The sequence below is a fragment of the Neobacillus bataviensis genome (assembly GCF_019969725.1).
The window spans coordinates 19768-45040 of the sequence record NZ_JAHXYW010000018.1 but is presented as its reverse complement, the minus strand read 5'-3'; the positions used below and the strand labels follow the sequence as shown (position 1 = coordinate 45040).

The following is a 25273-nucleotide window of genomic DNA, read 5'->3' as shown; positions in this document are numbered from 1 at the left end:
TAAATAACGCTTGATTTGAGGGGTGAATCAGTTGACAGGTCAACTAGTTCAGTATGGACGACACCGCCAACGAAGAAGTTACGCGCGAATCAGTGAAGTTTTAGAATTACCAAATCTAATCGAAATCCAAACCTCTTCCTATCAATGGTTTCTTGATGAGGGGTTACGTGAAATGTTCCAGGATATTTCACCGATTGAAGACTTTACTGGTAACCTATCACTAGAATTTATTGATTACAGTCTTGGCGATCCAAAGTATTCTGTTGAAGAGTCTAAAGAACGGGACGTTACATATTCAGCTCCATTGCGTGTGAAAGTACGTCTTGTAAACAAAGAAACAGGCGAAGTAAAAGATCAGGATGTCTTCATGGGTGATTTCCCGCTCATGACTGAAACGGGCACATTTGTTATCAATGGTGCAGAACGCGTTATTGTATCACAATTAGTGCGCTCACCGAGTGTCTATTTCAGTGGCAAGCTTGATAAAAACGGAAAAAAAGGATTTACAGCAACTGTAATTCCGAACCGCGGCGCTTGGCTGGAATATGAAACAGATGCCAAAGATGTCGTATATGTCAGAATAGATCGTACTCGGAAACTGCCCGTTACGGTTCTTTTGCGTGCCCTTGGGTTCGGCTCTGATCAAGAAATCATTGAATTGATTGGTGACAACGAATATATTCGTAATACGCTTGAAAAGGACAACACGGAAGGTGTAGACAAAGCGTTACTAGAAATCTATGAACGCCTTCGTCCAGGTGAACCGCCTACCGTCGATAACGCAAAAAGCTTATTAGTTTCCCGTTTCTTCGATCCAAAGCGCTATGACCTTGCCAATGTAGGTCGTTACAAAATTAATAAGAAGCTTCACATTAAAAACCGTTTATTCAATCAACGTTTAGCAGAATCACTTGCTGATCCTGAGACAGGCGAAATCATTGCTGAAAAAGGATTAGTACTTGATAGAAGGAACCTTGATAGAATTTTACCGGCTCTTGAAAAACATATTAATTTCAAGAACTTTAATCCTGTTGGCGGCGTAGTGGAAGAAGAAATTACCCTTCAGGGCATTAAAATTTATGCGCCTGGGGATGAAAACGAAAAAGTTATTAATGTACTCGGCAACGCCTATGTGGCGGAACCAATTAAAAATATTACTCCTGCAGATATCATTGCATCAATCAGCTATTTCTTTAACCTGCTGCATGGTGTAGGTGATACAGATGATATCGACCACTTAGGTAACAGACGTCTTCGTTCTGTTGGAGAGCTATTGCAAAATCAATTCCGTATCGGTTTATCCCGTATGGAGCGTGTAGTCCGTGAAAGAATGTCGATTCAAGACACAGCAACGATTACTCCGCAGCAGTTAATTAATATTCGTCCAGTAATTGCGTCAATTAAAGAATTCTTCGGAAGCTCACAATTATCGCAGTTCATGGATCAAACGAATCCGTTAGCCGAATTAACACATAAAAGACGTCTATCAGCATTAGGACCAGGTGGATTAACACGTGAACGTGCAGGTTTTGAAGTGCGTGACGTTCACTATTCTCACTATGGCCGGATGTGTCCGATTGAAACACCGGAAGGTCCGAACATTGGGTTGATCAACTCCTTATCATCCTATGCGAAGGTAAATCGTTTCGGATTTATTGAAACACCATATCGCAGAGTTGACCCGGATACTGGAAAAGTAACAAGCAGGATCGATTACTTAACAGCAGACGAAGAAGATAACTATGTTACGGCACAGGCGAACTCTCGTCTTGGAGATGATGGATCATTCTTAGATGAAGATATCGTAGCTCGTTTCCGTGGTGAAAACACAGTAGTTAAACGTGAACGTATTGACTATATGGATGTATCACCAAAACAGGTTGTTTCTGCGGCGACTGCGTGTATTCCGTTCCTTGAAAACGATGACTCGAACCGTGCCTTAATGGGTGCGAACATGCAGCGTCAAGCAGTGCCGTTAATGCAGCCAGAAGCACCAAGAGTAGGAACAGGTATGGAATATGTATCTGGTAAAGACTCCGGTGCAGCTGTTATTTGTAAGCACGAAGGTATTGTTGAGCACGTAGAAGCGCGCGAAGTATGGGTTCGTCGTATTAAAGAGGTAGACGGACAAGAAGTAAAAGGCGATCTTGATAAATATCGCATGTTAAAGTTCATTCGTTCCAACCAAGGAACTTGCTATAACCAACGCCCAATTGTGGCTGTTGGAAACCGTGTAACAAAGGGTGAAATTCTCGCTGACGGTCCATCCATGGAGCTAGGTGAGTTAGCGCTTGGACGTAACGTTCTCGTTGCCTTTATGACATGGGATGGTTACAACTACGAAGACGCGATTATCATGAGTCAGCGTTTAGTAAAAGAAGATGTATACACATCGATCCACATCGAAGAATATGAATCAGAATCTCGCGATACAAAACTTGGACCAGAAGAAATTACCCGTGATATTCCAAACGTAGGGGAAGATGCCCTTCGCAACTTGGATGAGCGCGGTATTATCCGCACTGGTGCTGAGGTAAAAGATGGAGACCTGCTTGTTGGTAAAGTAACGCCTAAGGGTGTAACGGAGCTGACTGCAGAAGAGCGTCTTCTTCATGCGATCTTTGGTGAAAAGGCCCGTGAAGTTCGTGATACATCACTTCGCGTTCCACATGGCGGCGGCGGTATTGTTCTTGACGTTAAAGTCTTTAATCGTGAAGACGGTGATGAACTGCCACCAGGCGTGAATCAACTTGTCCGCGTATATATCGTTCAGAAACGTAAGATCTCTGAAGGAGATAAAATGGCGGGACGCCACGGTAACAAAGGGGTTATCTCAAGAATTTTACCAGAGGAAGATATGCCATACCTTCCAGACGGTACACCAGTTGATATCATGTTAAACCCATTAGGGGTACCTTCTCGTATGAACATCGGACAGGTGCTTGAGCTCCATCTTGGAATGGCAGCTAGAGCGTTAGGCATTCACGTTGCATCGCCGGTTTTTGACGGTGCCCGTGAGGAAGATGTTTGGGGTACAATCGAAGAAGCTGGAATGGCCCGTGATGCGAAGACTGTTCTGTATGATGGCCGTTCTGGTGAACCATTTGATAACCGTGTATCTGTTGGTGTCATGTATATGATCAAACTGGCACACATGGTAGATGATAAATTGCATGCTCGTTCCACTGGACCTTACTCACTTGTTACACAGCAGCCACTTGGCGGTAAAGCTCAGTTTGGCGGACAGCGTTTCGGTGAGATGGAGGTTTGGGCACTTGAGGCATACGGTGCTGCATATACGCTTCAAGAAATTCTTACCGTTAAATCAGATGACGTGGTTGGCCGTGTGAAAACATATGAAGCCATCGTAAAAGGTGAAAATGTTCCAGAACCTGGCGTTCCTGAGTCATTCAAAGTATTAATTAAAGAGCTTCAAAGCTTAGGTATGGATGTGAAAATCCTATCTGGCGACGAAGAAGAAATTGAAATGCGCGATATGGAAGATGAAGAAGACTTACAGCAAGTCGACACATTAAACATTGTTCCTGATGCACAAAGCTTTGAATCTGAAAAGGTTGGTTCAAAAGAATAGATTTATACGTTAAAAGCGCACAACCAATGTGTGTGCGCTTTTAACCTTTTTTCGCACTAAGGGTAAAACCTGGAGAACGAAAGGGAGGTAGGCCCCTTGCTAGACGTTAATAATTTTGAGTATATGAAAATCGGTCTTGCTTCACCGGATAAGATCCGTTCATGGTCCTTCGGAGAAGTCAAAAAGCCAGAAACCATTAACTATCGTACCTTGAAGCCTGAAAAAGACGGTTTATTCTGTGAGCGAATTTTTGGTCCAACAAAGGACTGGGAATGTCATTGCGGAAAGTACAAGCGCGTCCGTTATAAGGGTGTTGTTTGTGACCGATGCGGCGTTGAAGTTACACGGGCAAAGGTTCGCCGTGAACGTATGGGTCATATTGAACTTGCTGCACCTGTATCTCATATATGGTACTTTAAAGGAATCCCAAGCCGGATGGGTCTTGTGTTAGACATGTCCCCAAGAGCACTCGAGGAAGTTATTTATTTTGCTTCCTATGTCGTAACTGAATCCGGTGATACTGCCCTAGATAAAAAGCAACTGCTTTCTGAAAAAGAATATCGTGCTTACCGTGAAAAGTACGGAAACAAATTCCAAGCTGCCATGGGTGCAGAAGCGATTAAAAAGCTTCTTTCTGATATCGATCTAGAAAAAGAAGTAGATAGCTTAAAGGAAGAATTGAAAACTGCTCAAGGCCAGCGCCGTACGCGTGCGATTAAGCGCCTTGAAGTGTTAGAAGCATTCCGTGGTTCAGGAAATGAGCCATCTTGGATGATTCTTGATGTTCTTCCGGTTATTCCGCCGGAATTACGCCCGATGGTTCAATTGGATGGAGGAAGATTTGCAACATCAGACTTAAACGATCTTTATCGTCGTGTTATTAACCGTAATAATCGTCTAAAGCGTTTATTAGATCTTGGTGCACCAAGCATTATCGTGCAAAACGAAAAACGTATGCTTCAAGAAGCTGTTGATGCCTTGATTGATAACGGCCGCCGCGGACGCCCTGTTACTGGTCCTGGTAACCGTCCGTTAAAGTCACTTTCTCATATGTTAAAAGGTAAGCAAGGACGTTTCCGTCAAAACTTACTTGGTAAGCGTGTTGACTATTCTGGACGTTCTGTTATCGTCGTAGGTCCAAACTTAAAAATGTATCAGTGCGGCCTTCCGAAAGAAATGGCTCTTGAATTGTTCAAGCCATTTGTCATGAAGGAATTAGTTGAAAAAGGCTTAGCACATAACATTAAATCAGCAAAACGCAAAATTGAACGAGTATCCCCTGATGTTTGGGATGTACTTGAAGATGTTATTAAGGAGCATCCGGTTCTGTTAAACCGTGCCCCTACTTTGCATAGATTAGGAATCCAGGCTTTTGAGCCTACATTAGTTGAAGGTAGAGCTATCCGTCTTCACCCGTTAGTATGTACAGCATACAATGCCGACTTCGACGGTGACCAGATGGCGGTTCACGTGCCGCTTTCATCTGAAGCACAAGCAGAAGCTCGACTTTTAATGCTTGCTGCCCAAAACATCTTGAACCCTAAAGATGGTAAACCGGTTGTTACACCATCTCAGGACATGGTACTAGGTAACTATTACTTGACTCTTGAGCGTGAAGGTACAGTCGGCGAGGGTATGATTTTTAAAGATACAAACGAGGCGATCCTTGCATACCAAAATGGTTATGCTCACTTCCATACGCGTGTCGCTGTACATGCCGGATCATTAGGAAATGAGACTTTTACAGAAGAGCAAAATAATAAGTTATTAATCACGACGGTTGGTAAGCTTATTTTTAATGAAATTCTGCCAAAATCATTCCCGTATATCAATGAACCAACTCGACACAATTTAGAAGTTGAAACGCCTGCTAAATATTTTGTAGAAAAAGGCGAAGATATCTCTGCGAAAATCAAAGATATGCCATTAGTTGATCCGTTCAAGAAGAAAATTCTTGGAAATATCATTGCAGAAGTATTCAAGCGTTTCAAGATTACTGAAACGTCAAAAATGCTTGACCGCATGAAAGACTTAGGATTTAAGCATTCAACTAAAGCTGGTATTACTGTTGGTGTGGCAGATATCGTCGTTTTAGGTGAAAAACAAGAAATTCTGAAAGAAGCACAAGGTAAAGTTGATAACGTCATGAAACAGTTCAGACGTGGTTTAATTACCGAAGATGAGCGTTATGACCGTGTTATCGCTATCTGGAGTGCGGCTAAAGATACCATTCAAGGCAAGCTAATGAAATCCTTGAATAAAACGAACCCAATTTTCATGATGTCTGATTCTGGTGCCCGTGGTAACGCCTCGAACTTTACCCAGCTTGCTGGTATGCGCGGCTTGATGGCCAACCCGGCAGGACGTATAATCGAGTTACCAATTAAATCAAGTTTCCGTGAAGGATTAACGGTATTAGAGTACTTTATCTCTACACACGGTGCGCGTAAAGGTCTTGCCGATACCGCTCTTAAAACCGCTGACTCTGGTTACTTGACTCGTCGTCTTGTTGACGTTGCCCAGGATGTTATTGTCCGAGAAGACGACTGCGGAACCGATCGAGGCTTTACAATCAGTGCCTTAAAAGACGGTACGGAAATCATTGAAGGCTTGGATGAACGCTTAATCGGCCGCTATGCACGCAAACCGATCAAGCATCCTGAAACAAAAGAAGTGCTTGTACCTGAAAACGGTCTGATTACTGAAGATTTAGCGGAAATCATTGTTGGTGCAGGTATTGAAACCGTAAAAATTCGCTCTGCCTTTACATGTAATACTCGCCATGGAGTATGTAAGAAGTGTTATGGACGCAACTTGGCAACTGGTCAAGAGGTTGAAGTTGGCGAAGCAGTTGGTATTATCGCTGCTCAATCCATCGGTGAACCAGGTACTCAGTTAACCATGCGTACATTCCATACGGGCGGTGTTGCCGGAGACGATATCACTCAAGGTTTACCGCGTATCCAAGAGATTTTCGAAGCCCGTAACCCTAAAGGTCAAGCTGTTATTTCTGAAATTGATGGTGTTGTTGTTGGTATTAATGAGGGCCGTGACCGTCAGCATGAAATCGTCGTTCAAGGCGAGGTTGAATCACGCACTTATAATGCACCGTATACGGCACGCTTGAAAGTAGCTGTCAATGATCATGTCGGACGTGGCCAGGAATTAACAGAGGGTTCTATTGACCCTAAAGAATTAATCAAAGTAAAAGACGTGACATCTGTTCAAGAATACCTATTGCGTGAAGTGCAGAAGGTTTACCGTATGCAAGGGGTAGAAATTGGCGATAAGCACGTTGAAGTAATGGTCCGTCAAATGTTGCGTAAAATCCGTGTCAGCGATGCGGGTGAAACAGATGTATTACCTGGTACACTTCTGGATATTCACCAGTTTACGGATGCGAATGAAAAAGCATTACTTGCTGGTAAAATGCCGGCAACAGGTCGTCCGGTCTTGCTAGGTATTACAAAAGCATCACTTGAAACTGATTCATTCTTGTCAGCAGCATCGTTCCAAGAAACAACAAGAGTTCTTACCGATGCAGCGATCAAAGGAAAGCGCGATGAATTACTCGGCTTAAAAGAAAATGTTATCATCGGAAAACTTGTACCTGCTGGTACCGGCATGCAGCGCTACCGCAAAGCAGAGCCTGTCCTGAGGGATACAACTTCTGAAGAAACAGTTGCTATTGACTAACTAATTAGAGGTACCTGCTTACCTGCAGGTACCCTATTTTAAGAAAAATATTAAATGTGTTGTTGACATCTTATTTCGAAGGTGTTACTATATCAAAGGTGCTCCTATTCACCTGATACTTTGGAGGATATGATTAATGTCTTATGAAAAAGTATTACAGGCACAAAAGATCATTATAGGAACTAAACAAACAGTGAAAGCCCTAAAGGAAGGGAAAGTTCAAGAAATTTTCGTTGCAACCGATGCAGAACCAAAGGTTACTGGAAAGATTGTAGAGGAAGCTCTTGGATTCAACGTTCCGGTCCAATACGTTGACTCGATGAAAAAACTCGGGAAAGCGTGCGGGATTGAAGTAGGTGCGGCAGCTGTAGCAATTATCCGTTAAAAACTGTTTTTGTAGATAGAGTAGTCTGCAAAAACTTTGTTTTTGCAAAAAAATGAACCACCTGGATGTGTGGGCTTACAAATAATGAAGGGAGGAAAAATTCATGCCTACTATTAACCAATTAGTGCGCAAGCCTCGTCAAACTAAAGAGGAAAAGTCAAAATCACCTGCGCTAAATAAAGGTTACAACAGCTTCAAGAAATCACAAACTAATGTATCTTCACCACAAAAACGCGGAGTATGTACTCGTGTTGGTACAATGACTCCAAAGAAACCAAACTCAGCGTTACGTAAATATGCGCGTGTACGTTTGACAAATGGTATCGAGGTGACTGCATACATTCCTGGTATCGGCCACAACCTTCAAGAGCACAGCGTTGTTCTTATCCGTGGAGGACGTGTAAAGGACTTACCGGGGGTACGTTATCACATCGTACGTGGAGCGCTTGATACGGCTGGTGTAAACAACCGTATGCAAGGTCGTTCTAAATATGGTACTAAGAGACCAAAAGCAGCAAAAAAATAATTTGACAATAAATAGAAGCTTCTTTGAAAGGAGGAAAAAGAATGCCACGTAAAGGTCCTGTAGCAAAGAGAGACGTGTTACCAGATCCGCTTTACAATTCAAAATTAGTTACTCGTCTAATCAACAAAATGATGATCGACGGTAAAAGAGGTAAATCTCAAGAAATTCTTTACTCTGCATTCAATACTATCCGTGAACGTTCTGGCAAGGAACCAATGGAAGTATTCGAAGCTGCAATGAAAAACATCATGCCAGTTCTAGAAGTAAGAGCACGCCGTGTTGGTGGTGCTAACTACCAAGTTCCAGTTGAGGTGCGTCCTGACCGCCGTACAACTCTTGGTCTTCGCTGGTTAGTTAACTATTCACGTCTTCGCGGTGAAAAAACGATGGAAGAGCGTTTAGCTAACGAAATCATGGATGCAGCTAACAACACTGGTGCATCCGTTAAGAAGCGTGAAGATACACACAAAATGGCAGAAGCAAACAAAGCGTTTGCTCACTATCGTTGGTAATTTAACCTTCAATATAAAAACTTTCATACTAGGAAGGAGAAAGACCCAATGGCAAGAGAGTTCTCCTTAAACAACACTCGTAATATCGGAATCATGGCACACATCGATGCCGGTAAAACGACGACCACTGAGCGTGTCCTTTATTACACTGGTAAGATTCATAAAATCGGTGAAACACATGAAGGCGCATCTCAGATGGACTGGATGGAGCAGGAACAAGAACGCGGAATCACAATCACTTCCGCAGCAACTACTGCACAATGGAAAGGCCATCGCGTTAATATCATCGACACACCAGGACACGTAGACTTCACAGTTGAAGTTGAACGTTCCCTGCGTGTACTTGATGGTGCGGTAGCAGTCCTTGATGCACAATCAGGCGTTGAACCACAAACTGAAACAGTTTGGCGCCAAGCAACAACTTACGGTGTACCACGTGTTGTTTTCGTAAACAAGATGGACAAAATTGGTGCAGATTTCTTATATTCTGTGGGAACAATTCATGACCGACTTCAAGCGAATGCACATGCGATTCAGTTACCAATCGGTGCTGAAGATCAGTTTGAAGCAATCATTGACCTTGTGGAAATGAATGCTGTATTCTACGGAAACGACTTAGGTACTGATATTGAAGTACGTGAGATTCCTGAAGAATTCCGTGCTCAAGCTGAAGAATACCGTGAGAAGCTAGTAGAAGCAGTTGCTGAACTAGATGAAGAGTTAATGGAAAAGTACCTTGGTGGTGAAGAAATCACTAAAGAAGAACTTAAAGCAGGGATTCGTAAAGGTACAGTTAACGTTGAATTCTACCCAGTAATCTGTGGATCTGCATTCAAAAACAAAGGTGTTCAGTTAATGTTGGATGCGGTTATCGACTACCTTCCATCTCCACTTGATGTACCTGCAATCAAAGGTCATGCTGTAGATGATGAAGAAGAAGTCCTTGAGCGTCATTCAAGCGATGAAGAGCCATTCTCAGCTCTTGCATTTAAAGTTATGACTGACCCATACGTTGGTAAGTTAACATTCTTCCGCGTTTACTCTGGTACTTTAGAGTCTGGTTCATATGTACAGAACTCAACTAAAGGCAAGCGTGAGCGTATCGGACGTATCCTGCAAATGCACGCAAACAGCCGTCAAGAAATCTCTAAGGTTTATGCCGGTGACATTGCAGCTGCTGTAGGTTTGAAAGATACAACAACTGGCGATACTCTATGTGATGACAAAAACCCTGTTATCCTAGAGTCTATGCAATTCCCTGAGCCAGTTATTCAACTTTCTGTAGAACCTAAGTCAAAAGCTGACCAAGACAAGATGACTACTGCACTACAAAAGCTTCAAGAAGAAGATCCAACTTTCCGTGCACATACTGACCAGGAAACTGGACAGGTTATCATCGCTGGTATGGGTGAGCTTCACCTAGATATCATCGTTGACCGTATGCGCCGTGAATTCAAGGTTGAAGCTAATGTGGGTGCACCTCAGGTTGCTTACCGCGAAACTTTCCGTGCTTCTGCACAAGTTGAAGGTAAATTCGCTCGTCAATCTGGTGGTCGTGGACAATACGGTCACGTTTGGATCGAATTCGCTCCTAACGAAGAAGGAAAAGGCTTCGAATTCGAAAACGGTATCGTCGGTGGTGTCGTCCCTCGTGAATACATCCCTGCTGTTCAAGCTGGTCTTGAAGATGCCCTTGACCGCGGTGTTCTTGCTGGATATCCATTAGTTGATATTAAAGCAAGATTATTCGACGGATCATACCATGATGTTGACTCCTCTGAAATGGCGTTTAAGATTGCTGCTTCAATGGCTCTTAAAAATGCTGCTTCTAAGTGTCAGCCTGTAATCCTTGAGCCTATGATGAGAGTTGAAGTTGTTATCCCTGAAGAATATCTAGGTGATATCATGGGACAAATCACTGCTCGTCGTGGACGTGTAGAGGGTATGGAAGCTCGTGGTAATGCACAAGTGGTTCGTTCAATGGTTCCACTTTCAGAAATGTTTGGTTATGCAACAGCTCTTCGTTCAAGTACACAAGGTCGCGGCGTATTCTCTATGCACTTCGATCACTACGAAGAAGTACCAAAGTCAGTTTCTGAAGAAATTATCAAAAAAAATAAAGGTGAATAATTGATTTTCATCTTTTGATAAAGTATAACTACTATTGTGAGTAATGGAAGCTGTAATAATGGGACACCCCATTTCTCAGCTTCCATAAAAAAATATACTTAACTTTTATAATCCAAAGGAGGATTTTCCAAATGGCAAAAGCTAAATTCGACCGTTCAAAGCCACACGTTAACATTGGTACAATCGGACACGTTGACCATGGTAAAACTACTTTAACTGCTGCAATCACTTCTGTTCTTGCGAAATCTGGTAAAGCAGAAGCTCGTGCATACGATCAAATCGACGGTGCTCCAGAAGAAAGAGAACGTGGTATCACAATCTCTACTGCACACGTTGAGTATGAAACAGATCTTCGTCACTATGCACACGTAGACTGCCCAGGACACGCTGACTATGTTAAAAACATGATCACTGGTGCTGCGCAAATGGACGGCGGTATCCTAGTTGTTTCTGCAACTGACGGCCCAATGCCACAAACTCGTGAGCACATCCTTCTTTCTCGTCAGGTAGGCGTACCTTACCTTGTTGTATTCATGAACAAGTGTGATATGGTTGACGACGAAGAACTTCTTGAATTAGTAGAAATGGAAATTCGTGATCTATTATCAGAATACGATTTCCCTGGCGATGACACTCCAGTTATCAAAGGTTCTGCTCTAAAAGCATTAGAAGGCGACGCTGCTTGGGAAGAAAAAATCTTTGAACTTATGACTGCTGTTGATGAGTTCATCCCAACTCCTGCTCGTGACACTGACAAGCCTTTCATGATGCCAGTTGAGGATGTATTCTCAATCACTGGTCGTGGAACAGTTGCTACAGGACGTGTTGAGCGTGGTGTAGTTAAAGTTGGTGACGTAGTTGAAATCGTAGGTTTCACTGAAGAACCAAAATCTACAACTGTAACAGGTGTAGAAATGTTCCGTAAGCTTCTTGACTTTGCTGAAGCTGGTGACAACATTGGTGCCCTTCTTCGTGGTGTTGCTCGTGAAGAAATCGAGCGTGGTCAAGTTTTGGCTAAGCCAAAATCAATCACTCCACACACAAAGTTCAAAGCACAAGTTTACGTTTTAACAAAAGAAGAAGGTGGACGTCATACTCCATTCTTCACTAACTACCGTCCACAATTCTATTTCCGTACTTCTGATATTACTGGTATTTGTAACCTTCCAGAAGGTACTGAAATGGTTATGCCTGGCGACCACATCGAAATGACTGTTGAGCTAATCGCTCCAGTTGCGATCGAAGAAGGAACTAAGTTCTCTATTCGTGAAGGTGGCCGTACAGTAGGTTCAGGTTCAATCACTGATATCACTGAGTAATCAATATATGTAAAAGCAGATGGATGACGATCCATCTGCTTTTTTTATTTGTCTATAACAAGAACGTCAATACCGGCCCTTTTTTCTTATCTTACTCACTATTAATAATAATAATGGAAAAAAGAGACCAAAAGGTAGAGAAAAAGACGTCCACCATTCAGCTTGTTTGTCAGATTCAACTATATTCTTATTTATGATGAGAGAGAGAATAAGTGTTATTAACCCTAATGGAAACGTTAAACATTTATATTCCTTTAGTTCTAGAATTTGACCCAAACATATAATAGACCCATAAAAATATATTGTGATTTTAATATAGATGGAAATGAACCAAATGAAGGCCATGACGGCCTCTATGCGCTGCCAAAAGCCTCCAATATTGATTTTTAGTGCTAGAGCATAGGTAACGAATTGCATATTCTCAGAAAAATAAGTGCCTAAGCACAATATACTTAGTAATGTAACGATTGTTAAAACATTACCTCCAATAATTGTTCCAAGCAAAAAGGATTTTTTTGCTTTTGTCGTTTGGTTTACAGCGGGGAAGAACATTAAGAACAACACTAATTGCAAATAAGGTGTTCCAATGGATTTCAAAGCAGCGCTAATTACGGGTTTTATCCCATTGGCTAATATGGGCTGAAGTTGCTGAAATTGAATCATAGGGAAAATCGATATGATAAAGATAAGTAAAAGTAAAAAAATGATTGGAAAGAAAATTTCTATCGCTCGAGAAAAGGTTTCTATTCCGTATCGCACGCCCATAATCATTATTGCGATTAAAAGAATATGAAGGGGTAAAATGGGCGTATCCGGGAGAATTTGTATGATTACAAAGTCACCGATTTGTCTTATGAATACAGCAAGGCTAAGAAAAAAATAAATGAAATACAAAAAGGATACGAATTTTCCAAGCCATTTTCCTAATATTTTTTCGCTATATTCAGTTAGGTTCATTGTCGGAAATCTACTTCCTAGTAAATTGAACAGAGACACCAGTAATAGTCCTAGTCCGACTACAATAATATTAGCCATCCAAGCATCCTGTTTCGCACTATGTACAAGACCTGAGGGGGTATACAAAATGCTGCCGCCGACAATAAAAAATGCAATCATTATTGTATATTGATGAGGTGGAATTTTACCATTCTCAAGCATGCTTGTTCCTCACTTTTCCCAGAAAACCATATTTTTTTGAATGGGAATATCTATTTATTTGTCATTTCATTTCATGAAGGGAAACAAGATGCTTGGTTATCAATCACGCTTGGCATGCTTGGCGCACTCATTCTTTTTTTCTTTGTATACGTCCAAATATTTAAACGGTATCCAAACCTTCCTTTTACCGGAATTTTAATTAAAGTATTTAGCAAATATATCGGACTTCCATTAAGCATAGTATATATTTGCTATTTTACATTTGTTGCCGCAGTCAATGCGCGGCATTTAGGGGATACAATAGGAACTTATATTTTATCGGAAACGCCGGTTTCCGTATTTATTTTTATCGGACTGTTATTGGTTTCTTATGCCTGCTATTTAGGGATTGAAGTGGTGGGAAGGACGGCAGAGATCCTCGTTGGCGCAATGGCCGCTTTCGGAGTAATTGGTAATTTAACGGTTTTTGCTTCCGGAATTATCAAAATTAAGAACGTCCAGCCTGTTTTAGAATTTGGCTGGCTGCCCGTTTTAAAACATGCTGTACCCCTAACGTTGTTTTTCCCTTTTGGGGAAATTTTTCTTTTTCTTATGATTTTCCCTTACTTGAATAAGCCCGAATTGGTCAAAAGAACGGGCTTACTTTCCATTTTGTTAAGTGGGTTAGGTCTTACATGGACCTTTTTATTAATTATTAGTGTAATTGGTACTGGTGCTCAGGCAGTTGAAATCCCATTGCTTCTTACAGTCGAAAAGATCAATGTTGGCCATATTATCCAGAGGATGGACTCCATTGTTGTTGGGACATTTGCGGTAGGATTTTTCATAAAAATTATTCTTTATGTCTATGCAGCTTTGATTGGGTTAAGGGACATTTTAAAATTTAAAAGGTATCAGCCTTTGATTATCCCCGTAATATCTCTCATTTTTATTTACTCATTGATTGGATCAAAAAATAAGATTGCTTATCAAGAGTTTTTTTATAATAAAATGCCTTATTTGGTGGGGTTCCCGCTATTAGTGGGAATACCATTCATCGCTCTAATAATGATTTTGGTTCGAACCTATTTTGGTAAATCACGAGCAAATATACCAGAGTAGAGTGTTCGTGTTTTATGTTGAAAACAGTTTCTACTATTATATATGTACATATTAAATTGATTAAATATTTGGAGTAATAAATTAGGAGAATATTGGAGATTACATTTTGGGATTGAAATTGAAAATGTCAGCCGCTATAATTAAAAAAGTGTTCAGCACAGAAAGCATAAAAAAAATTGTAATAACTGTTGCGTTTGCTTTATGTTTTATGTATAATAGACAATGTTGGTCTTTGACTGCGATGAGGTGGAAGGTTGCTGACACACCCGGCCGCTTTGCCATGGCGAGTGTGTGGGAAATTTTCACTGAGAACTGTCTATTTCGAAAATAGGCGAATAAAGGAGGGAAAATAATGGCAAAACAAAAAATTCGTATCCGCTTAAAAGCGTATGATCACAGAATTCTTGATCAATCTGCAGAAAAAATCGTTGAAACAGCAAAACGTTCAGGTGCGGCAGTTTCTGGTCCGATTCCGCTTCCAACTGAAAAGTCTGTTTACACAATTCTTCGTGCGGTTCATAAGTACAAAGATTCTCGTGAACAGTTCGAAATGCGGACACATAAGCGTCTAATCGACATCGTTAACCCAACTCCACAAACAGTTGATGCGTTAATGCGTTTAGATTTACCATCTGGTGTAGATATCGAAATCAAACTTTAATCAAAATAAATGAACAAATATACAGGAGGTGTGACTTAAATGACCAAAGGAATCTTAGGAAGAAAGATTGGTATGACTCAAGTATTTGCTAGTAACGGCAACTTAATTCCTGTAACTGTAGTTGAGGCAGCTGCTAACGTAGTTCTTCAAAAGAAATCAGTTGAAACTGACGGTTATACTGCAGTTCAAGTTGGTTTTGAAGACAAGCGTGAGAAGTTATCTAACAAACCAGAAAAAGGCCATGTTGCTAAAGCAAACACTGCTCCTAAGCGCTTCGTTCGCGAATTCCGCGGAGACGACTTAGCAGCACTTGAAGTTGGTCAAGAAGTCAAAGTAGATATTTTCGCTGCAGGCGATATTGTAGATGTAACAGGAATCTCGAAGGGTAAAGGTTTCCAAGGCTCAATCAAGCGCCACGGACAATCACGCGGCCCAATGGCTCACGGTTCACGTTACCACCGTCGTCCTGGTTCAATGGGACCTGTTGCTCCAAACCGTGTATTCAAAGGTAAAGCATTACCTGGACGTATGGGCGGAGAACAAGTTACTGTACAAAACCTTGAAATCGTTAAAGTTGACGTTGAGCGCAACCTACTATTGATCAAAGGTAATGTTCCAGGAGCTAAAAAAGCTTTATTAAAAATTAAAGGTGCGGTAAAAGCATAGTCACTTTTTAAGAAAGGAGGAACAAAGGAATGCCGAAAGTAGCATTATTAAACCAAAACGGATCACAAGTTGGTGATATCGAGCTTAATGAATCAGTTTTTGGTATTGAGCCTAACCAGCACGTATTATTCGAAGCGATTGTTATGCAACGTGCTTCATTACGTCAAGGAACTCATAAAACTAAAATTCGTTCTGAAGTTGCAGGCGGTGGCCGTAAGCCATGGCGTCAAAAAGGAACTGGCCGTGCTCGTCAAGGGTCAATCCGTTCTCCACAATGGCGCGGAGGTGGTACTGTATTTGGTCCAACACCACGCAGCTACAGCTATAAATTACCTAAGAAGGTTCGTCGCTTAGCGATCAAATCTGCATTATCTTCTAAAGTATTAGAAGAAAATATCTTAGTATTAGAAAGCCTAGCTTTCGAAGCTCCAAAAACAAAAGATTTCAAAGCTGTTTTAAACGGTCTTTCTGTTGAGAAAAAAGCACTTATTGTTACAGCTAACCTAGATGAAAATGTAGCACTTTCTGCTCGCAACATTCCTGGTGTAACAGTAGTAACAGCTGATGGAATCAACGTACTAGATGTTGTAAACCATGATAAATTAATCATGACTAAAGCAGCGGTTGAAAAAGTAGAGGAGGTGCTTGCATAATGGATGCACGCGATATCATTAAGCGCCCCGTTATCACTGAGCGTTCTACTGACCTAATGGCTGAAAAGAAATATACGTTCGAAGTTGATGTGAGAGCTAACAAAACACAAGTTAAAGATGCTATTGTAGAAATCTTTGGCGTTGAAGTTGAGAAAGTTAACATCATGAACTATAAAGGTAAATTCAAGCGTATGGGTAAATTCGGCGGTTACACAAACAAGCGTCGTAAAGCAATCGTAAAATTAACAGCTGACAGCAAAGAAATCGAATTCTTTGAAAGCTAAAAACTAACAAGAAGAGGAGGGAATAAAATGGCGATTAAAAAGTACAAACCTACCTCCAATGGTCGTCGCGGAATGACTAGCTCTGATTTTGCTGAAATCACAACTAGCACTCCAGAAAAATCTCTATTAGCTCCATTAAAGAGAAAAGGCGGCCGTAATAACCAAGGTAAGTTAACTGTTCGTCATCAAGGTGGCGGCCATAAGCGTCAATATCGTTTAATCGACTTTAAACGTAACAAAGATGGCATTCCAGGACGCGTTGCCACTATCGAGTATGATCCAAACCGTTCTGCAAATATTGCATTAATCAATTATGTTGATGGAGAGAAGCGTTATATCTTAGCTCCTAAAAACCTTCAAGTAGGTATGGAAGTAATGTCTGGCCCTGAGGCAGATATTAAAGTGGGTAACGCACTTCCACTAGCAAACATCCCTGTTGGTACTGTAGTACACAACATTGAGCTAAAACCTGGTAAAGGCGGACAATTAGTTCGTTCTGCTGGAACTAGCGCACAAGTTCTAGGTAAAGAAGGAAAATACGTACTAGTTCGTTTAACTTCTGGTGAAGTTCGAATGATCCTTTCTGAGTGTCGTGCATCAATCGGTCAAGTTGGTAACGAACAACATGAACTTATTAACATTGGTAAAGCAGGTCGTTCTCGTTGGTTAGGCAAACGCCCAACTGTTCGTGGATCTGTTATGAACCCTAACGATCACCCACACGGTGGTGGTGAAGGACGTTCACCAATCGGACGTAAGTCACCAATGACTCCATGGGGTAAACCAACTCTTGGATACAAAACTCGTAAGAAGAAGAACAAATCAGATAAATTTATCGTACGTCGTCGTAAAAAATAACGTGTCTCTCCTACGGTTCAAAGATAGAACCGTAGAACAGTCACGAAGGGAGGTACCTTCATGGGTCGCAGCTTAAAAAAAGGACCATTCGTTGATGATCATTTAATGGTTAAGGTCGAAAAGTTAAATGAAACTGAGAGCAAACAAGTTATTAAGACTTGGTCTCGCCGTTCTACGATCTTCCCACAATTTATCGGCCACACAATCGCAGTTTATGATGGTCGCAAACATGTGCCTGTATATGTTACTGAAGACATGGTAGGTCACAAGCTTGGAGAATTCGCTCCAACACGTGCTTACAAAGGGCATGGCAATGATGACAAGAAAACAAGACGTTAAGAGAGGAGGGCATCCAAATGCAAGCTAAAGCTGTTGCAAGAACAGTTCGTATTGCTCCTCGTAAAGCACGTTTAGTCGTTGATTTAATCCGAGGAAAGCAAGTTGGTGAAGCTGTGGCGATTCTAAATCTCACACCTAAGGCTGCTTCTCCAATCGTTGAAAAAGTTTTAAAATCTGCTATGGCAAACGCTGAGCACAACTATGAAATGGACGTTAACACTCTAGTTGTTACTCAAGCATTCGTTGACGAAGGACCAACCTTAAAACGTTTCCGTCCTCGCGCAATGGGCCGTGCAAGCCAAATTAACAAACGCACAAGCCATATTACAATCGTTTTAACAGAAAAGAAGGAGGGATAAGCTGTGGGTCAAAAAGTAAATCCAGTCGGTTTGCGTATCGGAATCATCCGTGATTGGGAATCTAAATGGTACGCAGGTAAAGACTTCGCTGATCTTTTACACGAAGACCTTAAAGTTCGTGAGTATATCACGAAGCGTTTAAAAGATGCTTCTGTTTCTAAAGTAGAAATCGAACGTGCTGCTAACCGTGTTAACGTAACAGTTCATACAGCTAAGCCTGGTATGGTTATCGGTAAAGGCGGTACAGAAGTTGAAGCACTTCGTAAAGCATTAAATCAACTTACTGGCAAACGCGTTCACATCAACATCCTTGAAATCAAAAAGGCTGACGTTGATGCGAAACTAGTTGCTGAAAATATTGCTCGTCAATTAGAAAACCGTGTATCTTTCCGTCGTGCACAAAAGCAAGCTATTCAACGTGCTATGCGTGCAGGTGCGAAAGGTATTAAAACAATGGTATCTGGTCGTCTTGGCGGCGCTGATATCGCTCGTTCTGAACACTATAGCGAAGGAACAGTTCCACTTCATACACTTCGCGCTGATATCGACTATGCTACGGCTGAAGCTGATACTACTTATGGTAAGCTTGGCGTAAAAGTATGGATCTATCGTGGAGAAGTCCTTCCTACTAAGAAGAAAAATGCGGAAGGAGGCAAATAATAATGTTATTGCCAAAACGCGTAAAATATCGCCGTCAACACCGTGGAAATATGCGCGGCCAAACAAAAGGCGGAGCTGAAGTAACATTCGGTGAATTTGGCCTACAAGCAATGGAAGCTTCTTGGATTACAAACCGTCAAATCGAAGCTGCTCGTATTGCGATGACACGTTACATGAAACGTGGCGGTAAAGTATGGATTAAAATCTTCCCTCATAAGCCTTACACTGCAAAGCCTCTAGAAGTGCGGATGGGTTCCGGTAAAGGTTCACCTGAAGGCTGGGTAGCAGTTGTAAAGCCAGGGAAAGTTATGTTTGAAATCGCGGGTGTTTCTGAAGAAATCGCACGTGAAGCATTACGTCTTGCTATGCACAAACTTCCAGTAAAATGTAAGTTTGTAAAACGTGAAGAAATTGGTGGTGAATCAAATGAAAGCTAATGAACTTCGTGACCTTACCACTGCTGAAATTGAACAAAAAGTAAAATCTCTTAAAGAAGAGCTTTTCAACCTACGCTTTCAATTGGCGACAGGACAACTAGAAAATACTGCTCGCATTCGTGAAGTACGCAAAGCGATCGCTCGTATGAAAACTGTTGTTCGCGAAAGAGAAATCAGCGTTAACAAGTAATAAATGAGAGGAGGTTCACAGATGAGTGAACGTAACCAACGCAAAGTTTACACAGGACGCGTTGTTTCTGACAAGATGGACAAAACTGTTACAGTTCTTGTTGAAACATACAAAAAGCATCCTTTATATGGTAAACGCGTTAAGTACTCTAAAAAGTATAAAGCTCATGATGAGCAAAACCAGGCAAAAATCGGTGATGTTGTTCGCATTATGGAAACTCGCCCACTTTCAGCTACTAAACGCTTCCGTTTAGTCGAAGTTGTAGAAAAAGCCGTTATTATTTAATTGTTCGGATAAGCTTCAATCCGAAGGGAGGTTACACACATGATTCAACAAGAATCACGTTTAAAAGTTGCTGACAACTCTGGTGCTCGTGAAGTGCTTACGATTAAAGTTCTTGGTGGCTCTGGTCGTAAAACTGCTGGTATTGGTGATGTGATCGTTTGTACAGTAAAACAAGCAACACCAGGTGGCGTTGTTAAAAAAGGTGACGTTGTTAAGGCTGTTATCGTTCGTACAAAGAGTGGCGCTCGCCGTCCAGATGGTTCTTACATTCGTTTCGATGAAAACGCATGTGTAATCATTAAAGATGATAAGAGCCCACGTGGAACACGTATCTTCGGACCAGTTGCCCGCGAACTTCGCGATAACAACTTTATGAAAATCGTTTCTCTTGCTCCAGAAGTATTATAATTTTAAAATCAATTGCCTTTAAGGAGGTGCGACAAGATGCATGTAAAAAAAGGTGATAAAGTCAGAGTTATTTCTGGCAAGGATAAAGGCAAAACAGGTGTGATCCTAGCTGCTTATCCTAAAGACAGCCGTGTTCTAGTAGAAGGCGTAAACATCGTGAAAAAGCACTCAAAGCCTTCTCAAGTGAATCCACAAGGCGGAATTATCAGCTTTGAGGCTCCAATTCATGTATCAAACGTTATGCCTATCGATCCTAAATCAGGTAACCCAACTCGTGTAGGTTACAAAACGGTTGATGGCAAAAAAGTACGCGTAGCAAAATCCGGTGAAGTATTAGATAAATAGTTTAAATTAAGAAGGGAGGTACACACATGAACCGCCTAAAAGAAAAGTTTGTTAAAGAAATTACTCCTGCTCTAATGAGCAAGTTCAACTATAAATCAGTTATGCAAGTTCCTAAGATCGAAAAGATCGTTGTAAACATGGGTGTTGGTGATGCAGTTGCAAACGCAAAAGCTCTTGATAACGCTGTTGAAGAATTAGCAACGATCACTGGTCAAAAGCCACTTATCACTCGTGCGAAAAAATCTATCGCTGGCTTCCGTCTTCGTGAAGGTATGCCAATCGGTGCAAAGGTTACTCTTCGTGGTGAGCGCATGTACGAATTCTTGGATAAATTAGTTTCTGTTTCTTTACCTCGTGTACGTGACTTCCGTGGTGTTTCTAAGAAAGCTTTCGACGGTCGCGGTAACTATACTTTGGGTGTTAAAGAACAATTAATCTTCCCTGAAATTGATTACGATAAAGTAAGCAAAGTTCGTGGTATGGATATCGTTATCGTAACGACTGCTAACACTGATGAAGAATCTCGTGAACTTTTAACTCAATTTGGAATGCCATTCCAAAAGTAATCGCTAAATAAGGGAGGCGAAAACGTGGCTAAAAAGTCAATGATTGCGAAACAAAAACGCACGCCTAAATATGCTGTACAGGAGTACACTCGCTGCGAACGTTGCGGCCGTCCGCACTCTGTATACCGTAAATTTAAGCTTTGCCGTATTTGTTTCCGTGAATTAGCATACAAAGGACAAATTCCTGGTGTTAAAAAAGCTAGCTGGTAAAACCCAGAGTTGTGGAAGGAGGTAAAAATAATGGTCATGACAGATCCAATTGCAGATATGCTTACTCGCATTCGTAATGCGAACATGGTACGTCACGAAAAGTTAGAAGTGCCTGCTTCTAATATGAAAAAAGAAATCGCTGAAATCTTAAAGCGTGAAGGTTTCGTACGTGACGTTGAGTTTATCGACGACAACAAACAAGGTATCATCCGTATCTTCTTAAAGTACGGTACAAATAATGAGCGTGTTATTACTGGTCTTAAGCGCATAAGTAAGCCTGGTCTTCGTGTTTATGCAAAATCTACTGAGGTACCACGTGTTCTTAACGGTCTTGGTATCGCACTAGTATCTACATCACAAGGTGTTATTACAGATAAAGAAGCTCGTGCAAAACAAATCGGTGGAGAAGTTTTAGCATACGTTTGGTAATCGAGTTTTTGAATGAATGGAGGTGCACTAAATGTCTCGCGTAGGAAAAAAACCTATCGAAATTCCAGCTGGAGTTACGGTTACTTTAAATAACAATACAGTTACAGTAAAAGGCCCTAAAGGCGAACTTACTCGTACTTTTAATCCTGAGATTGCGATCACTGTTGAAGAGAACATCATTACAGTGGCTCGTCCATCTGATGTAAAAGAAATCCGCGCATTACATGGTACAACTCGTGCTGTGATTGCGAACATGGTTGAAGGTGTTTCCAAAGGCTTCGAAAGAGGCTTAGAATTAATCGGGGTTGGTTACCGTGCGCAAAAGCAAGGTACTAAGCTTGTATTAAACGTTGGTTACTCTCATCCAGTTGAAATGGAACCTGAAAAAGGTCTTGAAATCGAAGTACCTACTAACACAAAGATCATCGTTAAAGGTACTGATAAAGAACGTGTTGGTGCATTAGCTGCCAATATTCGCGGAGTTCGTCCTCCAGAGCCATATAAAGGCAAAGGAATTCGTTACGAAGGCGAATTTGTTCGTCGCAAAGAAGGTAAAACAGGTAAGTAATGCCGCATAGGTAAACGAAAGGAGTGACGTAAATGATTACGAAGCTTGATAAAAACGCTACTCGCAAGAAAAGACATGCTCGTGTTCGTGCGAAACTTAGCGGAACTTCAGCTCGTCCACGTCTAAATGTGTTCCGTTCAAACCAACACATTTATGCTCAAATTATCGATGACATGAATGGAGTTACTTTAGCAAGTGCTTCTACAATAGAAAAAGACTTCGGTCTTGAATCTACAAGCAACGTTCAAGCTGCACAAAAAGTCGGAGAATTAGTTGCTAAACGTGCGGTAGAAAAAGGGATCTCTGCAGTTGTATTTGACCGTGGAGGATACCTATACCATGGACGTATTCAAGCATTAGCTGATGCTGCTCGTGAAAACGGCCTACAATTTTAATAGACAAAGGAGGGACACTTAAAGATGCGTCGTATTGATCCAAACAAACTTGAACTAGAAGAACGCGTAGTTACAGTTAACCGTGTTGCGAAGGTTGTTAAAGGTGGACGTCGTTTCCGTTTCTCTGCACTTGTCGTAGTGGGAGATAAAAACGGTCATGTCGGCTTCGGTACTGGTAAAGCCCAAGAGGTACCTGATGCAATTCGTAAAGCTATCGAAGATGCAAAGAAAAACTTAGTGGAAGTACCAATGGTTGGAACTACTGTTCCTCACCAAGTAATTGGACGTTTTGGTGCTGGTGAAATTCTTCTTAAGCCTGCTTCTGAAGGTACAGGAGTTATCGCTGGTGGTCCAGTTCGTGCGGTTCTTGAATTAGCTGGGGTAGCAGATATCCTTTCTAAATCATTAGGCACAAACACTCCAATTAATATGGTACGTGCTACAGTTGATGGTTTAAAACAATTAAAACGTGCTGAAGACGTAGCGAAATTACGTGGTAAATCAGTAGAAGAACTGTTAGGATAAGGGGGGAAATCAAATGGCGAAACTTTTAATTACCCTCAACAAGAGCGTTATAGGTCGCCCTGAGGACCAACGTGCAACAGTTACAGCGCTAGGTTTACGTAAATTAAATCAAACAGTTGAGCACCAAGATAACGCTGCGATTCGCGGTATGATTAACAAAGTTGCTCACCTTGTAACAGTAAAAGAACAATAATCCATTGTTTTCTTTCATAAGGAGGTGCCAATATGAAACTTCATGAATTAAAACCTGCCGAAGGTTCTCGTAAAGAGCGCAAACGTTTAGGACGCGGGATCGGTTCTGGCCAAGGAAAGACTGCAGGTAAAGGTCATAAAGGTCAAAACGCTCGTTCTGGCGGCGGTGTACGTGTTGGTTTTGAGGGTGGTCAAACACCTTTATTCCGTCGTTTACCAAAACGCGGTTTCACTAACATTAGCCGTAAAGAATACGCAGTTGTGAACCTTGATGCATTAAACCGCTTCGAAGAAGGTACAGAAGTTACTCCAGAACTTCTTATCGAAACAGGCGTTGTAAGTAACGAAAAAGCAGGAATTAAAGTTCTTGCTAAAGGGAACGTAGAGAAAAAGTTGACTGTAAAAGCTCACAAATTCTCCTCTGCTGCTAAGGAAGCTATCGAAGCTGCTGGTGGAACTACTGAGGTGATCTAATGTTCCAGACAATCTCCAATTTTATGCGCGTGGGTGAGATAAGGAATAAAATTATTTTCACCCTTTTAATGTTAGTCGTTTTTCGACTAGGTACATTTATCCCTGTACCGAATGTAAATGCTGAGGTTCTTGCTAATCAGGATAAGCTAAGTGTCTTCGGAATTTTAAATACCTTTGGCGGTGGAGCATTGAAACAATTCTCCATCTTTGCAATGGGTATCATGCCGTATATCACCGCTTCGATTATCATTCAGCTTTTACAGATGGATGTTGTTCCAAAATTTACGGAATGGTCCAAACAAGGGGAAGCAGGGCGTCGTAAGATTGCTCAATTCACTCGTTATTTCACTGTTGTGCTTGGATTTATCCAAGCATTAGGTATGTCATATGGCTTTAATAACTTAGCCAGTGGCCAATTAATTGAAAACCCTGGAATCGGAACTTATCTATTGATTGCTACGGTTTTAACTGCTGGTACATCTTTCTTGATGTGGTTAGGTGAGCAAATTACCTCGAAGGGTGTCGGAAATGGTATTTCGATCATCATCTTCGCCGGTATTGTTGCTGCCATTCCTAACACAGTTAATCAAATTTATGTTCAACAGTTCGAAAATGCAGGAGAAGCTCTGTTCCTACGTATTGTTACAGTTGCATTAATAGTTCTTGCTGTTATTGCCATTGTTGTTGGAGTTATTTTTATCCAGCAAGCAACACGTAAAATTCCTATTCAATATGCGAAACGCGTTGTAGAAGGACGCAATCCGGTGGGTGGCCAATCTACTCATATGCCGTTAAAAGTTAACGCAGCCGGTGTTATCCCTGTTATCTTTGCCGTTTCATTCATCGTAACGCCAAGAACAGTTGCCTCATTCTTTCCAACGAATGATGTTACACTTTGGATTACAAAAGTATTTGACTATTCTCATCCAATCGGGATGACTCTTTATGCAGCATTAATTATCGCGTTTACTTATTTCTATGCCTTTATCCAAGTTAACCCTGAACAAGCAGCGGAAAACTTACAAAAGCAAAGCGGCTATATTCCTGGCATACGTCCTGGTAAGAGCACGCAAGAATACTTAACACGCGTCTTATATCGTTTAACATTTGTTGGTGCGATCTTCTTATCTGTTATTGCGGTTCTTCCTGTTTTATTCATTAAATTAGCGAACCTGCCGCAATCGGCACAAATAGGCGGAACAAGCTTGCTCATCGTTGTCGGTGTTGCACTTGAAACGATGAAACAACTTGAAGCACAACTTGTTAAACGTCACTATAAAGGTTTTATAAAGTAAAAGGTTTTGGGGACCTATTGGCCCCTGAAACCAAATATAGCACGAGGGGGGAACA

31 protein-coding genes are annotated in these 25273 nt (G+C 41.4%); 30 read left to right on the top strand and 1 reads right to left on the bottom strand.

Annotated elements, in window-relative coordinates; all coding sequences use genetic code 11:
* Nucleotides 1–31 precede the first annotated feature (31 nt).
* The 7 genes from rpoB (at nt 32) to tuf (ending at nt 12160) form a co-directional block, all read left to right on the top strand.
* Nucleotides 32–3592 carry a DNA-directed RNA polymerase subunit beta gene (rpoB, locus tag LC455_RS27780; protein WP_223595877.1) on the top strand — a complete coding sequence of 1187 codons (3561 nt, stop codon included), beginning with the start codon at nt 32–34 and terminating at the stop codon, nt 3590–3592.
* Between the two features lie 96 nt (nt 3593–3688).
* Complete coding sequence (gene rpoC, locus LC455_RS27775; protein ID WP_223595875.1) at nt 3689–7288, top strand: DNA-directed RNA polymerase subunit beta'; 3600 nt, start codon at nt 3689–3691, stop codon at nt 7286–7288.
* A gap of 136 nt (nt 7289–7424) precedes the next feature.
* Nucleotides 7425–7673 carry a 50S ribosomal protein L7ae-like protein gene (locus tag LC455_RS27770; RefSeq protein WP_223595873.1) on the top strand — a complete coding sequence of 83 codons (249 nt, stop codon included), beginning with the start codon at nt 7425–7427 and terminating at the stop codon, nt 7671–7673.
* 103 nt (nt 7674–7776) lie between these two features.
* Nucleotides 7777–8199 (top strand): 30S ribosomal protein S12, encoded by a 423-nt coding sequence (gene rpsL, locus LC455_RS27765; protein WP_027322663.1) that lies wholly within the window; start codon nt 7777–7779, stop codon nt 8197–8199.
* A gap of 41 nt (nt 8200–8240) precedes the next feature.
* The gene (gene rpsG / locus LC455_RS27760) at nt 8241–8711 is read left to right on the top strand and encodes a 30S ribosomal protein S7 (RefSeq protein ID WP_223595871.1); all 471 of its coding nucleotides are present in this window, start codon (nt 8241–8243) and stop codon (nt 8709–8711) included.
* Between the two features lie 48 nt (nt 8712–8759).
* Entirely contained in the window at nt 8760–10841 is a 2082-nt protein-coding gene (fusA, locus tag LC455_RS27755) for an elongation factor G (RefSeq protein WP_223595869.1), read from the top strand.
* A 131-nt stretch (nt 10842–10972) separates the two neighbouring features.
* Nucleotides 10973–12160: an elongation factor Tu gene (tuf, locus tag LC455_RS27750; RefSeq protein WP_223595867.1), complete on the top strand. Its 1188-nt coding sequence runs from the start codon at nt 10973–10975 to the stop codon at nt 12158–12160.
* A gap of 66 nt (nt 12161–12226) precedes the next feature.
* On the opposite strand, the gene LC455_RS27745 is transcribed toward tuf, so the two are convergent.
* Nucleotides 12227–13318 carry a GerAB/ArcD/ProY family transporter gene (locus LC455_RS27745; RefSeq protein ID WP_223595865.1) on the bottom strand — a complete coding sequence of 364 codons (1092 nt, stop codon included), beginning with the start codon at nt 13316–13318 and terminating at the stop codon, nt 12227–12229.
* Between the two features lie 36 nt (nt 13319–13354).
* Here LC455_RS27745 and LC455_RS27740 point away from each other — a divergent pair, with 36 nt between their 5' ends.
* The 23 genes from LC455_RS27740 to secY all read left to right on the top strand — a co-directional run bounded on the left by LC455_RS27740 (nt 13355) and on the right by secY (nt 25218).
* Nucleotides 13355–14419, top strand: a complete 1065-nt coding sequence (locus LC455_RS27740; protein ID WP_223595863.1) for a GerAB/ArcD/ProY family transporter — start codon at nt 13355–13357, stop codon at nt 14417–14419.
* Between the two features lie 352 nt (nt 14420–14771).
* A complete protein-coding gene (gene rpsJ / locus LC455_RS27735) occupies nt 14772–15080 on the top strand; it encodes a 30S ribosomal protein S10 (RefSeq protein WP_007085291.1) in 309 nt (102 codons plus the stop codon).
* Nucleotides 15081–15119: 39 nt separating this feature from the next.
* A complete protein-coding gene (gene rplC, locus LC455_RS27730; RefSeq protein ID WP_223595862.1) occupies nt 15120–15746 on the top strand; it encodes a 50S ribosomal protein L3 in 627 nt (208 codons plus the stop codon).
* Nucleotides 15747–15775: 29 nt separating this feature from the next.
* Nucleotides 15776–16399, top strand: a complete 624-nt coding sequence (rplD, locus tag LC455_RS27725; RefSeq protein ID WP_223595861.1) for a 50S ribosomal protein L4 — start codon at nt 15776–15778, stop codon at nt 16397–16399.
* Nucleotides 16399–16683, top strand: a complete 285-nt coding sequence (gene rplW / locus LC455_RS27720; RefSeq protein WP_223595860.1) for a 50S ribosomal protein L23 — start codon at nt 16399–16401, stop codon at nt 16681–16683. The genes rplD and rplW overlap by 1 nt, the downstream gene beginning before the upstream one ends.
* Nucleotides 16684–16710: 27 nt before the next feature.
* A complete protein-coding gene (gene rplB, locus LC455_RS27715) occupies nt 16711–17541 on the top strand; it encodes a 50S ribosomal protein L2 (RefSeq protein ID WP_223595859.1) in 831 nt (276 codons plus the stop codon).
* A 60-nt stretch (nt 17542–17601) separates the two neighbouring features.
* On the top strand, nt 17602–17880 hold the full coding sequence (gene rpsS / locus LC455_RS27710; protein WP_026565526.1) for a 30S ribosomal protein S19: 279 nt from the start codon (nt 17602–17604) through the stop codon (nt 17878–17880).
* A 17-nt stretch (nt 17881–17897) separates the two neighbouring features.
* A complete protein-coding gene (rplV, locus tag LC455_RS27705; RefSeq protein WP_223595858.1) occupies nt 17898–18239 on the top strand; it encodes a 50S ribosomal protein L22 in 342 nt (113 codons plus the stop codon).
* A gap of 3 nt (nt 18240–18242) precedes the next feature.
* A complete protein-coding gene (rpsC, locus tag LC455_RS27700; RefSeq protein WP_223595857.1) occupies nt 18243–18899 on the top strand; it encodes a 30S ribosomal protein S3 in 657 nt (218 codons plus the stop codon).
* A 2-nt stretch (nt 18900–18901) separates the two neighbouring features.
* The gene (gene rplP / locus LC455_RS27695; RefSeq protein WP_223595855.1) at nt 18902–19336 is read left to right on the top strand and encodes a 50S ribosomal protein L16; all 435 of its coding nucleotides are present in this window, start codon (nt 18902–18904) and stop codon (nt 19334–19336) included.
* Nucleotides 19326–19526 carry a 50S ribosomal protein L29 gene (rpmC, locus tag LC455_RS27690; protein ID WP_007085282.1) on the top strand — a complete coding sequence of 67 codons (201 nt, stop codon included), beginning with the start codon at nt 19326–19328 and terminating at the stop codon, nt 19524–19526. The genes rplP and rpmC overlap by 11 nt, the downstream gene beginning before the upstream one ends.
* A 21-nt stretch (nt 19527–19547) precedes the next feature.
* Nucleotides 19548–19811 carry a 30S ribosomal protein S17 gene (gene rpsQ / locus LC455_RS27685; protein ID WP_019157093.1) on the top strand — a complete coding sequence of 88 codons (264 nt, stop codon included), beginning with the start codon at nt 19548–19550 and terminating at the stop codon, nt 19809–19811.
* Nucleotides 19812–19850: 39 nt separating this feature from the next.
* Nucleotides 19851–20219 carry a 50S ribosomal protein L14 gene (gene rplN / locus LC455_RS27680; RefSeq protein WP_034676100.1) on the top strand — a complete coding sequence of 123 codons (369 nt, stop codon included), beginning with the start codon at nt 19851–19853 and terminating at the stop codon, nt 20217–20219.
* 36 nt (nt 20220–20255) lie between these two features.
* Entirely contained in the window at nt 20256–20564 is a 309-nt protein-coding gene (rplX, locus tag LC455_RS27675) for a 50S ribosomal protein L24 (RefSeq protein WP_223595853.1), read from the top strand.
* 26 nt (nt 20565–20590) lie between these two features.
* A complete protein-coding gene (rplE, locus tag LC455_RS27670; protein WP_223595851.1) occupies nt 20591–21130 on the top strand; it encodes a 50S ribosomal protein L5 in 540 nt (179 codons plus the stop codon).
* A 24-nt stretch (nt 21131–21154) separates the two neighbouring features.
* Nucleotides 21155–21340, top strand: coding sequence for a type Z 30S ribosomal protein S14 (locus tag LC455_RS27665; RefSeq protein WP_034676107.1), 186 nt, complete (start codon nt 21155–21157; stop codon nt 21338–21340).
* A gap of 30 nt (nt 21341–21370) precedes the next feature.
* Nucleotides 21371–21769 carry a 30S ribosomal protein S8 gene (rpsH, locus tag LC455_RS27660; protein WP_223595849.1) on the top strand — a complete coding sequence of 133 codons (399 nt, stop codon included), beginning with the start codon at nt 21371–21373 and terminating at the stop codon, nt 21767–21769.
* Between the two features lie 31 nt (nt 21770–21800).
* On the top strand, nt 21801–22337 hold the full coding sequence (gene rplF / locus LC455_RS27655) for a 50S ribosomal protein L6 (RefSeq protein WP_223595847.1): 537 nt from the start codon (nt 21801–21803) through the stop codon (nt 22335–22337).
* Between the two features lie 32 nt (nt 22338–22369).
* Complete coding sequence (gene rplR, locus LC455_RS27650; RefSeq protein ID WP_223595845.1) at nt 22370–22732, top strand: 50S ribosomal protein L18; 363 nt, start codon at nt 22370–22372, stop codon at nt 22730–22732.
* A 24-nt stretch (nt 22733–22756) separates the two neighbouring features.
* A complete protein-coding gene (rpsE, locus tag LC455_RS27645; RefSeq protein WP_223595843.1) occupies nt 22757–23257 on the top strand; it encodes a 30S ribosomal protein S5 in 501 nt (166 codons plus the stop codon).
* Nucleotides 23258–23270: 13 nt separating this feature from the next.
* A complete protein-coding gene (gene rpmD, locus LC455_RS27640; protein WP_223595841.1) occupies nt 23271–23450 on the top strand; it encodes a 50S ribosomal protein L30 in 180 nt (59 codons plus the stop codon).
* Between the two features lie 32 nt (nt 23451–23482).
* Nucleotides 23483–23923 carry a 50S ribosomal protein L15 gene (gene rplO / locus LC455_RS27635; RefSeq protein WP_223595839.1) on the top strand — a complete coding sequence of 147 codons (441 nt, stop codon included), beginning with the start codon at nt 23483–23485 and terminating at the stop codon, nt 23921–23923.
* Nucleotides 23923–25218 carry a preprotein translocase subunit SecY gene (gene secY, locus LC455_RS27630; protein ID WP_223595837.1) on the top strand — a complete coding sequence of 432 codons (1296 nt, stop codon included), beginning with the start codon at nt 23923–23925 and terminating at the stop codon, nt 25216–25218. Before rplO ends, secY begins: the two co-directional genes overlap by 1 nt.
* Nucleotides 25219–25273 lie beyond the last annotated feature (55 nt).